Below are 13,395 nucleotides of genomic sequence, written 5' to 3' on the forward strand. Positions count from 1 at the left end.
TATTTTTGATAATTAACCACAAAAAATGGAGATATGTCGATGATCAACGAACAAGAATTTAAAAAACTTTCAGGCCATAATGCTGAACCCTGTATTTCTATATTTATACCCACTCAGCGCGCCGGGAAGGAGGTTCTGGAAGAAAAGAACAAAAAGCATCTCAACTCTCAATGGACAGAGATCAAAAAGAAGCTAAAAGAGGAAGGAACCGATGAAAAAACGATCGAAAAGATTGGAAAACCTATAAACGATCTTATTGAAAACAGAGATTTCTGGAGGCACCAGTCAGACGGACTAGCGGTTTTCGCTTCCGAAGACTTTTTCGAATCCTACACCCTGCCTATCAAATTTGAAGCCTACCATTATATTTCAAATGAATTCTACGTGAAACCACTGGTTCCTGCCATGACCGGAGATGGTCGCTTTAATGTCCTGGCCATCCAGTTAGGAGATGTTAAGTTTTACGAGGCCAGTAAATATAGTATAACTCCAGTGGAGATCGAGGATCTCACTCCAAACAGGCTGCAAGACCGTGTTGGATATGACTATAAAGAGCGAGCGCTTCAATTCAGAACTCAGGATGAGGGTGGTGAAAAAACTCAATTTCATGGACATGGAGGAAGCGAACGCGATGAAAAAGAGGAAGCCAAGCAGTTCTTCCGCGCAGTAGACCAGGGACTAAAGGATTATTTGAATAAGGAAAAACTTCCTTTACTGGTATTCTGCCAGGACTACCTCTTCCCTATTTATAAGGATGCCAATACCTACAATCATCTTTTTGATAAAGTGATCGCCGGAAATCCTAATGACACCGATCTCATGGGAATTCACGCCCGCGCTATGGATATTTTTGAACCTTATCTTAACGAAACCAGGGATAAGAAGATCGAAAAATATAAGGAGCTAAGCAGCACCGAAAATACCACCTCGGCGCTTAGCGATATCATTCCGGCGGTTTACCAGGGAAAAGTAGATACCTTGTTCATTGAAAATCGCGCTGAAGTCTGGGGCAATTACCACGAAGATGAGATGAAAGTTGATTTTAGCGACGAACCAACCGATGGGGATATCTCCCTGCTGAATCTCGCTGCTCGTAAGACCATCGAAATGGGCGGAAAGGTTTACCTGGTAGAACATGAGTTCATGCCTCAGAAAAAATCCAAAATGAATGCCCTCTTAAGATTCTAATTAAATACCAAAAGGCTCGTTTATACGGGCCTTTTTTAATTCTGCTGAGGTAATTTTAGTTAACTTTAGCAACCTCAAATTAAATTTTTAATGGAAACCAACCTCGCAGTACTTATAGACGGCGATAATATTCCGTCTGCCCACGTGAAGGAAATGATGGAAGAGATCGCCAAATACGGAAATCCAACCATCAAACGCATTTATGGTGACTGGACCAAACCTCACCTAAACAAATGGAAGACCGTACTTCTCGAAAATGCCATACATCCTATTCAGCAATACGGATATACACAGGGAAAGAATGCTACAGATTCAGCCATGATCATCGACGCTATGGATATTTTATATTCTAATAAGGTTGATGGATTCTGCCTGGTCTCCAGTGATTCCGATTTTACCAGACTGGCGACCCGGCTTCGCGAAGCCAGTATGAAAGTGATTGGAATAGGCGAAAAGAAAACACCAGATCCTTTTATTGTTGCCTGTGATAAGTTCATATACATCGAGATCCTGAAGGACCAGACCAAGGAACCCGATTCATCTTCTGGCAAGTCCAAAGATAAGGCCGGAAGAAAACAGAATGTTGACAAGATCACTCCCGCGGTGATAAGGCTTATTGCCCAAACCATTTCAGATGTTGCCGATGAAGATGGCTGGGCCTTCCTGGGAGATGTTGGAAGTCTTCTTCAGAAGAAACAACCTAATTTCGATTCACGTAATTACGGATTCCAGAAACTTACACCCATGATCAATTCGATCAATAAATTCGAGATCGAATCACGCGAGAATGCCAATTCCAAGTTTAAACTTATCTACGTAAAAAATAAATAAGCCCATGAGGAATATCAAAAAACTGCATACAGCCGAATATCGTCCTATGGGAGACCTTGAAACCTGGTCGCCTCTTCCCACCCGGAACTTACAAATGATTGACCCGTTCATTTTTCTTAACCATCATGGACCTCAAACCTATCCCCCTAACAATGACGGGCTCCCTTTTGGACCGCATCCGCACAGGGGAATGGAAACGGTGACATTTATCATTGACGGAGATATTGCACATAAAGATAGCGGCGGACATAAGAGCGTGATCGAAAGCGGTGGCGTGCAATGGATGACAGCCGGGAAAGGCCTTATCCATGCTGAAATTTCTTCTGATGAATTCAAGGAAAAAGGCGGACCTCTGGAGATCCTGCAATTATGGGTAAACCTTCCCAGCAGGCTAAAAATGGTGGAGCCCAGCTATAAGGGACTTCAGGAAGACCAGATCTCTGTCTGGAAAAATGAGGAAGATACGGTTAAAGCTCAGGTTGTATCAGGCAATTTTAAAGGAATCCGCGGAGCTTTTGACACTCCTACCTCTGTAGACCTGTCCCTGGTACATTTTAACGAAGACTCAGAGATCAAACTCGAGATCCCGAAATCGCATAATATCTTTTTTTATGTTATACGAGGAAAGCTGGAAGTTAACGAGATCGAGGTTCCAGAGCTTCATTTGGCAGAATTCTCTAAAAACAGTGAAATTCTGGAAATAGTGTCAAGGGAGAAAAGTATCCTCTTGCTTGGACATGCTGAACCATTTGATGAAAAAGTAGTATTTGGCGGACCTTTCGTGATGAATTCGGAAGAAGAGATCCGCCAGGCATACGATGATTATAAAGCCGGTAAAATGGGCAGCTGGGATGAGTAGTTCATTCCAATTCTAAACCAGCGAAATTCTCTAAAAAATAACCCTGAAATTGATTCAGGGTTATTTTTTTACAGAAAAAAGAAAATTTTATCAATTATCAGTGTCTTTCCTCCAGCACCTTTACGATATCGGCTAATTGGAAGCCTTTGGCTTTTAGCAGTATCAAATAATGAAAAAGCAGATCGGCACTTTCGTTGAGAAAAAGCTCATCGTTATCGTCTTTGGCCTCGATCACCGTTTCTACGGCCTCCTCTCCTACTTTCTGGGCAATCTTATTGATCCCTTTATCAAAAAGAGAAACAACATAGCTATTATCGTTTTCAGTACGAAGTTCAGGATCGGTTTCACTTAATTTATGACGATTTTCGATAATCCCTTCGAGCCTTGTGAGGAAACCATAATCTGGTTTGTTTGCTTCAGCCCAACAGGTATCGGTTCCTTTATGGCAAACAGGCCCTTCAGGTTTTACCTGGACAAGAAGCGTATCATTATCGCAATCCAGTTTAATGTTCACCAGGTTCAGGAAATTCCCGCTTTCCTCACCTTTGGTCCATAAACGCTTTTTTGAGCGACTATAAAAAGTCACCCGTTTGATCTCATTGGTCTTCAGAAAGGCTTCTTCGTTCATATAACCAAGCATCAAAACCTTTTTGGTGTTCGCATCCTGTATGATCGCCGGGACGAGCCCATCACTATTTTTATCGAAATCTATATTCATTTTTCTTAAATTCTGTATTAGGTCATCCTGAACTTGTTTCAGGATCTTTTTATGAGTTTTATATTTTGATGCTGAAATAAATTCGGCATATGGATTTACAACCTTACCGGAATTCCCAGCGTTCTCAGTTGTTTCTTCAGATCAGTGATTTCTATTTCCTTAAAGTGAAATACACTAGCCGCCAGGGCAGCGTCTGCTTTTCCTTTCTGAAAGGTATCTGTAAAATGCTCAATTTTACCCGCTCCGCCCGATGCGATGATCGGAATATTCAGTTCTTCTGAAAGTTTTGACAGGGCTTCATTGGCGAAACCGTTCTTGGTCCCGTCATGATCCATCGAAGTGAACAGGATCTCTCCTGCACCCCGTTGCTCCACTTCCCTGGCCCATTCGAAAAGATCCAGGTCTGTTGGCACCTTTCCTCCTACCAGGTGAACTTTCCAGTTCCCATCTATATATTTGGCGTCTATGGCCACTACCACACACTGGCTGCCGAATTTTTCTGAAAGCTGGTTGATCAGGTCCGGATTCTTAACCGCCGAAGAATTGATGGAAACCTTATCTGCCCCATTCTTCAGCAATATATCTACGTCTTCAACCGAGGATATTCCTCCGCCAACGGTAAACGGAATGTTCAATTGTTCAGCGACATCCAGTACCAGTTTTGCAAGTGTTTTCCTTTTCTCTTCGGTAGCCGAAATATCCAGGAAAACCAGTTCGTCTGCTCCTTTTTCAGCATAGGCCGCGGCCAGCTCTACCGGATCACCGGCATCCCTGAGGTCGACAAAATTAACGCCCTTTACAGTTCTTCCGTTTTTTATATCCAGGCAGGGAATGATTCGTTTTGTTAGCACGATTTAATATTATTAATTAACGTCAGGCTGAACTTGTTTCAGCTTCTCAGAGATTTTGAAACAGGCTCAGGGTGACAATTATTACTTATTTAAAATATAACTTTCCAATTGTTTTAAACTAATGCGATTCTCATAGATCGCTTTGCCTATGATCACCCCTTCACAGCCCAGCTCTTCCAATTTGGGCAATTCATCGAATTTCGAAATACCTCCCGAAGCTATCAGGCTGATATTTTCGGTTTCTGAAATTATTTCCTCATACAAATCGAAAGACGGCCCTTGTAACATTCCATCCTTGGAAATATCGGTACAGATCACAAATTTCATCCCTTTTTTCTCATAATTCTGAATAAAAGGAATGATCTCTTCATCTGAATCTTCCAGCCAGCCGGAAACAGCGATCTTTCTATTCTTTGCATCGGCTCCCAGGATGATCTTCTCACTTCCGTATTTTTCCAGCCAGCCCTGGAAGGTTTCAGCATCTTTTACAGCGATACTTCCACCGGTGATCTGGTTTGCCCCGCTATCGAAGGCTATCTTCAGGTCTTTATCTGACTTCAGTCCGCCCCCAAAATCAACCTTTAAGCTGGTTTTCGAAGCGATTTGTTCGAGTATTTTATGATTGACGATATGTTTTGACTTGGCACCGTCTAAATCTACCAGGTGCAGGTATTCTATACCATGGTCTTCGAAAGATTTTGCAACTTCCAATGGGTTTTCGTTATATATCTTTTTGGTATCATAATCACCTTTGGAAAGCCTTACGCATTTTCCTTCGATAATATCAATTGCAGGAATGATTCGCATTAATTTTAAATTTTAAATTCAGAATTTTGAATTGTTTAGAGATTCAAAAAGTTCTTCAATATTTGTTCCCCGGTTTTGCTGCTTTTTTCAGGATGAAACTGAACTCCGTAAAAATTATCCCGGTGAAGTGCGGTCGAATAATTCACTCCGTAGGCTGTCCTTGCGATCTCATCGGCACATTCCGGAACATAGTAACTGTGTACCAGGTAAACATATTCTCCATCTTCAACATTATCGAATAAGTGAGAATTCAAATTAACGATCTGGTTCCAGCCTATTTGCGGTACTTTTACCGATTTGCTGAATCTCTCCACTTCCGCATCGAAAATACCGAGCCCCGTGGTATCACCTTCTTCAGAATGATTACACATCAACTGCATTCCCAGGCAGATACCAAGAACCGGCTGTTTTAATTCAGGGATCACTTTATCAAGGCCGGTTGATCTAAGCATTTTCATCGCACTGCCTGCTTCTCCAACTCCCGGAAAGATCACCTTATCAGCATTCCTGATCTCTTCCTCATCATGGCTCAAAAAGGCATCAAAACCCAAACGTTTAATGGCGAATTTGATGCTTTGAATATTCCCGGCACCGTAATCGATGATTACTATTTTTTGATTTTCTTTCATTTTAAAAACCTAGCAGAATAATTAATTTTCTTATTTCGTACTTCTAACTTCGTAATTCGTACTTCGCAATCGTACTTCCTACAGCATTCCTTTTGTAGACGGCAGGATCATTTTTTCGGCATCCCGTTTTACCGCCATTTTTATGGATTTTGCAAAAGCCTTGAAAATTGCCTCGATCTTATGGTGTTCATTAGTTCCCTCGGCTTTGATGTTCAAATTAGCCTTTGCGCCATCAGTAAAGGATTTGAAGAAATGAAAGAACATTTCAGTAGGCATTTTGCCGATCATTTCCCGTGTGAATTCTGCATCCCATTCCAGCCAGTTTCTTCCGCCAAAATCGATAGCTACCTGGGCTAAACAGTCATCCATTGGAAGACAAAAACCATAACGTTCGATCCCTAACTTGTTTCCAAGTGCTTTGCTGAAGACCTCTCCAAGGGCGATCGCGGTATCTTCGATGGTATGGTGCTCATCTACCTCAAGGTCACCATTCACTTTGATCTTAAGGTCCATCTGCCCATGCCGGGCTAACTGGTCCAGCATATGGTCAAAAAAGGCGATCCCGGTGCTTATTTCGCTTTCACCGGTTCCGTCGAGATTTAAGTCGATCTGGATATCGGTTTCATTGGTCTTCCTTTCTATGCTGGCAGTCCTGTCCTGTAACTTCAGGAATTCATAGATCTCCTTCCAGGACTTGGTTCGTAAAGCGATGTTGCCTTCTACTTCAGATTTATCGTTTTCAACTTCATCTTCAGCCAGGCCAGCATGATTATCGATAAAAATTCCTTTCCCACCAAAGTTATGGGCAAATTCAATATCGGTTAGCCTGTCACCCACCATGAACGAATTCTTTAGATCGTAATCGCTGTTCCCGATAAATTTCTTTTCCAGCAAACCGGTTTTTGGTTTACGCGTTGGTGCATTATCCTTTGCAAAGGTGCGATCTATTAGTACATCGCTAAACTCCACACCTTCATTTTGAAAGGTTTTAATAATGAAATTCTGTATCGGCCAGAAATCAGTTTCCGGGAAGCTGTCGGTTCCCAATCCGTCCTGGTTGGTGACCATCACGATCTCATAATCCAGTTCTTTGGCGATCTTTGCGAGGTAAGTAAAAACCTCTGGGTAAAATTCGAGTTTATCCAGGCTGTCTATCTGGTAATCCTCTGGTTCGTGGATCAGGGTCCCGTCACGGTCTACAAATAATATTTTAGTCATTCTGTATCTCTTTAAGAGCTTTTAGTAATTTATCATTTTCAGCAGCTGTCCCTATGGTAAATCGCAGGCAGTTTTCACAAAGCGGCTGGTTGCTTCTGTTTCTAACCACTACTCCTTTATGGATCAACTCATCATATCTTAAATTGGCATTATCTACTTTAACAAGTAAAAAATTAGAATCAGATCTATATATTTTCGAAACAAATGGAACTTGAAGTAGTTCTTTAATTAACCTGTTTCTTTCATTCAGTATATCAGAAACTTGCATGTCTATTTCAGAAGCATTTTTCAGTCTTCTAAGAGCCTCGTTCTGAGTAAGCTGATTTACATTGTATGGAGGTTTGATCTTGTTCAAGATACGGATGATATCCCTTGACGCATACAAAATTCCCAGCCTGATCGCAGCCAAACCGTATGCCTTGGAAAAAGTCTGGGTAATGATCAAATTTGGAAATTCATCCAGTCTTTTGGTCCAGCTTTCAGATTCTGAAAAATCTATATAAGCCTCATCGATCACCACCAACCCATCAAAATTCTTCAGAATCCTCTCAATTCTTTCCGCATTAAATGCATTTCCAGAGGGATTATTAGGTGAGCAAAGAAAGATGATCTTGGTCTGCAGATCGACCTTTTCGAGAATAGCCTCAACATCTGGTTCAAAATCGGCAGTAAGAAGCACCTCCCTGTTTTCAATATTATTGATATCAGCCAGCACTTTATACATTCCGTAGGTTGGCGGCAGGCTGATGATATTATCTTTCCCGGGTTCACAGAATGCGCGTAAAATAAGGTCAAGGACTTCATCGCTGCCATTCCCAAGCAGGATCTTTTCCATATTCACACCCTTTACGGCGCCCAGTTTTTCCTTTAACTTGTTTTGTTGTGGATCGGGATAACGATTCAGGCCATTGTCATTCGGATTCTCATTGGCGTCCAGGAACACCATTTCAGTGCCCTGTGTTTTGAATTCGTCCCTCGCCGAGGAATAGGCGGTCAAACTGGCCACGTTAGGCCTGATTAGGGATTCCAGGTTAAATTTATTCATTTTGATCGAGGTCTTTTAATCTTAAACTTACTGCGTTCTTGTGAGCCTGCAAACCTTCAGCTTCAGCCATAAGCTCAATGGCCGGCCCAATATTCTTAATTCCCTGCTCTGATATTTTCTGAAAAGTGATGCTTTTCAGAAAACTATCCAGGTTCACCCCGCTATATTGCTTGGCATAACCATTTGTTGGCAGGGTGTGGTTGGTACCCGAAGCATAATCCCCGGCACTTTCCGGTGTATAATTACCAATAAATACCGAACCGGCGTTAGCAATTCCATCAAGGAAGAAAGATTCATTCTGTACGCACAGGATAAAATGTTCCGGCCCGTACTCATTGATAAGGTCCATTGCTTTTTCGTTAGAATCTACCAGGATCAGCTTGGAATTCATTATGGCTTTTTGAGCTATTTCTTTCCTTGGCAATTGCTTTAACTGACTTTCGATCTCTTCTGAAACCGAATCCAGCAGCTCTTCTGAAGTCGATACCAGGATCACCTGGCTATCAGTTCCATGTTCCGCCTGGCTCAGCAGATCAGAAGCTACATAGGCCGGGTTTGCCGAATCATCAGCCATTACCAGTAATTCGGAAGGACCTGCAGGCATGTCGATGGCAACCTCGTACTTGGTTGCCAATTGCTTGGCCACGGTCACGAACTGGTTCCCTGGACCAAAGATCTTATAAACCTTTGGAATAGCCTCAGTACCAAAGCTCATCGCACCAATTGCCTGGATTCCGCCAACCTTGAAGATCTTTTTTACTCCGCAAAGTGATGCAGTATAAAGGATAGCCGGATCTATTTCAGCTTTTTTATTAGGAGGTGTACACAGGACAACCTCCTCACAACCCGCTATCCTGGCCGGAATGGCAAGCATAAGAATAGAAGAGAACAAAGGCGCCGTACCTCCGGGAATATACAATCCAACCTTTTGGATGGGCCTTTTTTCCTGCCAGCATTGAACACCTTCGATGGTTTCCAGGCTTACTCTTTCGGTTTTTTGAGCGGCGTGAAAATTTTCGATATTGTTCTTAGCAAGCTCAATAGCCTTCTTTAATTCTGGAGATACCAGTTCCTGGGCCTTTTCGATCTCTTCTTCTGAAACTCTGATATCTTCCAGCTTAACGCCATCAAAGCGTTCAGTATATTTTTTTACAGCCTTATTGCCTTCCTGTTGGATCTCCCGAAAGATCTGCTTTACAGTATCTTCAATATCATCGAAAGTCTGGGTTGGCCTTTTCAGGACATTAGCCCATTCGGTTCGGGTTGGATTAAGGATCTTCTTCATTCTTTTGAAATTTCCTTTTAGATTACCATTTTCTCGATTGGAGCCACTAAAATTCCTTCTGCTCCGCAATTTTTCAATTCGTCGATCACTTCCCAGAATCGCTCTTCATTGATCACCGTATGCACCGAACTCCAGCCTTCTTCGGCCAGGGGAAGCACTGTTGGGCTTCGCATTCCTGGTAAAAGCTCGATGATCCTGTCAAGTTTCTCATTTGGTGCATTCAGCAAAATGTATTTTGAGGTTCGTGCATTCAAAACAGATTTGATCCTGAATTGCAGTTTCTTAAGTATCTCTTTTCTTTCTTCAGAAATCTTTGGTGAGATGGCCAGAACAGCCTCGCTTTTCAGCATAACCTCCACTTCCTTTAACCCGTTTTTGAACAGCGTGTTGCCGCTGGAAACAATATCGCAGATCGCATCGGCCAGGCCAATATTCGGAGCAATCTCTACAGAACCATTAATGATATGAAGATCTGCCGAAATTCCATTTTCTGCAAGGAATTCATTCACCGTATTGGGATAGGAAGTTGCGATCTTTTTACCATCCAGATCCCGGATCCCGGAATATTTAAAGGATTTTGGAACTGCCAGGGAAACTCTGCATTTTGAAAAGCCCAGTTTTTCGCCTTTAATGATGTCTTTTCCTTTTTCAACAAGGACGTTCTCGCCAATTATTGCCACATCTACCACTCCATCTCTAAGATATTGCGGTATATCTCCGTTCCTAAGATACATCACCTCCAGCGGGAAGTTTCTAGAGGAGGTCTTTAACTGTTCCTTCCCGTTATCGATCGAAATCCCGGCATCTTTTAAAATCCTGATGGAGTCTTCAAAGAGACGTCCTGATTTTTGTACTGCTATTCTTAATTTTTGCTGACTCATAATTCAATAAAGCTGATTTTTAGAAATAAAAAAACCCGTTTGATTGCTCAAACGGGTCATGATATAAATTGTTTCTACAGCATATCATATTCACCTCGCCTGAGCGTGGAACCTAATATGATGATGATGTGCGAAAATTGTTCTCATTTGTGATCCCAAAACTAAATAAAAAATTCAAAAATAAAGCCTGAATTCGAAAATTTAAGTTTTGTTTATTAATTGTTTCCAAGAATCAGTGGTAAACCGCTCTCTCCTGAACCAATTACTATGGTTTTGGCATTAGGTGATTTTGAAAGTTCCAGGGTGGCCTGTATACCCTTTTCCTGAAGAACCTTATCTGTAAGAGATTCACTTAGAATTCTATTGGCACGGGCTTTACCTTCAGCATCGATACGCTGTCTTTCGGCTTCCTGTTCGGCTTTGGAGAGACGGAATTCATATTCCAGTGATTCCTGCTCCTGCCTGAGTTTTCTTTCGATCGCATCTTTAATTGTTGGAGGAAGTGACACATCCCTAACCAGCACCTCGTTTACCTGAACGTACTGATCTTCCAGCAGCAAATTGGTCTCGTCGAAGATTTCCTTTTGTATAGCCTCTCTCTTGCTGGCATATAACTGTTCCGGGTTATATCTTCCTACTACAGCCCTGGTAGCCGACCTGATCGCAGGCTGCAACAATCGCTGTATATAATTCTCTCCCTTTTCCTGGTGCAATTTTCCTAAAGCCGCGTATTCAGGCTGAAACCAAACCGAAGCATCAAGGCTAATTTCAAGGCCGTTCGAGGAGAGAACCGTCATTTCTTCGTCTATAGACTGTTGACGCACCTCATAAACAAAAACCTTATTCCAGGGAGCCACCAGGTGAAAGCCTTCAGATAATGGCGGTTTATCAGTAACCACACCATCGGCAAATGTTCTATATAAAACACCGGCTTCTCCAGACTGGATGGTTACAGTAGATTTAGCAATAAATATAATTAGTATTACAATACCGATAAATAATGGTATTCCAATTTTCGGCAATCTTTCCATATATATTTGAAATTAAATTAATCCTAAATATTTCCGGTAAAACCATTCAGCGGCAAGAATCACAATAAGCAAAAAAAGCAGGTAATACCAGTCGATCAAAGGTAGGGTTTTTTGTCGGCTTTTCTGTACTGGCCGGTATTTATCGCTCTGAAGCAAAGTTTGGATCAATTCCCCTGTCTGGCCAGAAAAAGTAAGACTGGTTTGATTATTTTCTACAAAGGCCTGTAGCCCAGGTAAATTTGCTGAAACGAATTGCTGTTCGGTATTGTAATCGATCACTTCAAAACGTCCGGAAGCAGCTACATTCTGGTTTTCCACACTAATACTGAACCGGTAATCACCTGCCGGCAATCCTCCCGCATCGAACTGGTAAAAATTGTTCTTTAAAGCAAGATTTGAAGTTACCTCTTCTTCTGTTTCGGTATTAATCAATTCTATATTAAGAATAGCACCGGGATCAAACTGGTAATTCTCATCAAAATACTGCGCTGTAATGATCACATTTTCATTCTCGTAATAGAATTTTTCGTTCTCTATGCTTAACCGCTCTCGCCTTCTGTTAGAAGCCAGGTTCTGTACCAGTTTTCCGAAAAAGTCATCAAATTCTTCAAAATCACCGTTGTCCAGAAAGGATTTGGCCCTCCAGCGCCAAATATTTTCACCAAATAAAAACCCGGATTTTGGAGAGTCTTTAGATACTCCCATTAAGGCTTCACCGGTTCTTACACCCTGGATCTCCTGGTAAAGCATGATGTTGAATTGGTTCTTATCTACCTCTATCGTACCAAATTTATCCAGCAATGGAGGAAAATCGTCAAAGCCGATATCTTCAAACTGAAAGGACGAGAATTTTTGATTGTACACCGGAAATACCTCCTGCGGCTGACTACTGTTACTCCTGTTGAAACCGGGATTCAAACTGTTCAGGTAATTCCAGTCGGTTCGCAGACCTGTGATCATTAAGTAATTATGATTTCGTTCAAGAACTGATTCGATCACATCATTGAATCTTCTGTTTACCTGGTACAGTATAATTAATTGATAATCATTAATTTGAATATCTTCGTTAAGATATTTTATTTCAGCGGTTCGTTGTTGATTTCTCTCAATAGATTTTTTAACTGCGCCCAGGTCAGGATGAGGCATATCGCTTAAAATCAAGACCGAGGTTCGCTCGTCTACCACCTCCACCGCAAAATTCTGAAGGTTATTGATCTTGTTTTTTTCGTTCTCTACCGGCTGGATCTCGACCTGATAGGTCTTAACTCCAATTGATGCCGCGAGCAGATCGGTACGGATTACTTTCGACTTTGTTTCTGAAGAAAAAGTTACCGGTTCAGAATAAAGAACAGTCTCTCCTGAGGTTATTTTGAAAGTTGTTTCCAGATCCTGTTTTCCTGAATAATTCAGAAACACTTCTACCGGAAAGCGATTGTTCAAAAAAGCATAGCGGTTGGTATTGATGCGTTCGATGCTTAGATCCTGATAGGTTGCAGTATCTCCTATCACTACTGGGAAAACCTGAAGGTTATCATGAGGCTTAAAATAGCGGTAATCCCTTCCCAGGCTCTGGTTACCGTCGGTTAATAAAATTACGGCCGTCTGAGACTTTGAATAGATATCATTGGCGGCTACCAGAGCTTTGGTAATATTGGTCTGATTGGCGCTGAAGTCAAGACTATCACCAAGCGACAGCTGACTTCCAAATGTGGCTGTGCTTACATCAAAAGTACTTTTGAGCTGTTCGTGATTGACCAGTTGCGTACTGATTCGATTCAAAGTTTCGCCCTCTTCCAGGTACGAAATAGAACCTGAATTGTCCTGCAGGATCACAAGATCTGGTTTTTCGATCTCGTAAGTAGTTGAAGTGATCTTCGGGTTGATCAATAGAAGCAAAACAATAAATACCCCGAGCGCTCTAAGAACAAAAAGTATATAATCTTTCCTGTATTTTACCGGCTTTCGGAACAGGTATAAGAAAAAAGCAAACCCCAGTGCCAGGAAAAGCGCCAGGGTTATGAGTAATATGGTACTTATTGTCATTTCAAAAGT

13 protein-coding genes are annotated in these 13,395 nt (G+C 41.8%); 3 read left to right on the top strand and 10 right to left on the bottom strand.

The window, feature by feature from the left end:
• Positions 1 to 39: 39 nt before the first annotated feature.
• The 3 genes from MKO06_RS12030 (at position 40) to MKO06_RS12040 (ending at position 2,878) form a co-directional block, all read left to right on the top strand.
• Positions 40 to 1,188: a baeRF7 domain-containing protein gene (locus tag MKO06_RS12030; RefSeq protein WP_241551396.1), complete on the top strand. Its 1,149-nt coding sequence runs from the start codon at positions 40 to 42 to the stop codon at positions 1,186 to 1,188.
• Positions 1,189 to 1,278: 90 nt separating this feature from the next.
• Positions 1,279 to 2,019: an NYN domain-containing protein gene (locus MKO06_RS12035; RefSeq protein ID WP_241551397.1), complete on the top strand. Its 741-nt coding sequence runs from the start codon at positions 1,279 to 1,281 to the stop codon at positions 2,017 to 2,019.
• Between the two features lie 4 nt (positions 2,020 to 2,023).
• A complete protein-coding gene (locus tag MKO06_RS12040; protein WP_241551398.1) occupies positions 2,024 to 2,878 on the top strand; it encodes a pirin family protein in 855 nt (284 codons plus the stop codon).
• A gap of 97 nt (positions 2,879 to 2,975) precedes the next feature.
• Here the strand turns inward: MKO06_RS12040 and hisIE are convergent, their stop codons facing one another.
• The 10 genes from hisIE to MKO06_RS12090 form a co-directional block, all read right to left on the bottom strand.
• On the bottom strand, positions 2,976 to 3,596 hold the full coding sequence (hisIE, locus tag MKO06_RS12045) for a bifunctional phosphoribosyl-AMP cyclohydrolase/phosphoribosyl-ATP diphosphatase HisIE (protein ID WP_241551399.1): 621 nt from the start codon (positions 3,594 to 3,596) through the stop codon (positions 2,976 to 2,978).
• Between the two features lie 95 nt (positions 3,597 to 3,691).
• The gene (hisF, locus tag MKO06_RS12050) at positions 3,692 to 4,447 is read right to left on the bottom strand and encodes an imidazole glycerol phosphate synthase subunit HisF (RefSeq protein WP_241551400.1); all 756 of its coding nucleotides are present in this window, start codon (positions 4,445 to 4,447) and stop codon (positions 3,692 to 3,694) included.
• An 81-nt stretch (positions 4,448 to 4,528) separates the two neighbouring features.
• Entirely contained in the window at positions 4,529 to 5,254 is a 726-nt protein-coding gene (gene hisA / locus MKO06_RS12055; RefSeq protein ID WP_241551401.1) for a 1-(5-phosphoribosyl)-5-[(5-phosphoribosylamino)methylideneamino]imidazole-4-carboxamide isomerase, read from the bottom strand.
• Positions 5,255 to 5,289: 35 nt separating this feature from the next.
• Positions 5,290 to 5,883 (bottom strand): imidazole glycerol phosphate synthase subunit HisH, encoded by a 594-nt coding sequence (hisH, locus tag MKO06_RS12060; RefSeq protein ID WP_241551402.1) that lies wholly within the window; start codon positions 5,881 to 5,883, stop codon positions 5,290 to 5,292.
• 78 nt (positions 5,884 to 5,961) lie between these two features.
• Positions 5,962 to 7,101, bottom strand: a complete 1,140-nt coding sequence (gene hisB / locus MKO06_RS12065; protein ID WP_241551403.1) for a bifunctional histidinol-phosphatase/imidazoleglycerol-phosphate dehydratase HisB — start codon at positions 7,099 to 7,101, stop codon at positions 5,962 to 5,964.
• Positions 7,094 to 8,146 carry a histidinol-phosphate transaminase gene (hisC, locus tag MKO06_RS12070; RefSeq protein ID WP_241551404.1) on the bottom strand — a complete coding sequence of 351 codons (1,053 nt, stop codon included), beginning with the start codon at positions 8,144 to 8,146 and terminating at the stop codon, positions 7,094 to 7,096. Before hisC ends, hisB begins: the two co-directional genes overlap by 8 nt.
• The gene (gene hisD / locus MKO06_RS12075; protein WP_241551405.1) at positions 8,139 to 9,431 is read right to left on the bottom strand and encodes a histidinol dehydrogenase; all 1,293 of its coding nucleotides are present in this window, start codon (positions 9,429 to 9,431) and stop codon (positions 8,139 to 8,141) included. The genes hisC and hisD overlap by 8 nt, the downstream gene beginning before the upstream one ends.
• A 17-nt stretch (positions 9,432 to 9,448) precedes the next feature.
• Positions 9,449 to 10,312, bottom strand: a complete 864-nt coding sequence (hisG, locus tag MKO06_RS12080; protein ID WP_241551406.1) for an ATP phosphoribosyltransferase — start codon at positions 10,310 to 10,312, stop codon at positions 9,449 to 9,451.
• 215 nt (positions 10,313 to 10,527) lie between these two features.
• Positions 10,528 to 11,343, bottom strand: coding sequence for a prohibitin family protein (locus MKO06_RS12085; protein ID WP_241551407.1), 816 nt, complete (start codon positions 11,341 to 11,343; stop codon positions 10,528 to 10,530).
• Between the two features lie 12 nt (positions 11,344 to 11,355).
• Positions 11,356 to 13,386 (bottom strand): vWA domain-containing protein, encoded by a 2,031-nt coding sequence (locus MKO06_RS12090; RefSeq protein WP_241551408.1) that lies wholly within the window; start codon positions 13,384 to 13,386, stop codon positions 11,356 to 11,358.
• Positions 13,387 to 13,395: the final 9 nt, after the last annotated feature.

This window comes from Christiangramia oceanisediminis, assembly GCF_022570735.2.
Taxonomy (GTDB): domain Bacteria; phylum Bacteroidota; class Bacteroidia; order Flavobacteriales; family Flavobacteriaceae; genus Christiangramia; species Christiangramia oceanisediminis.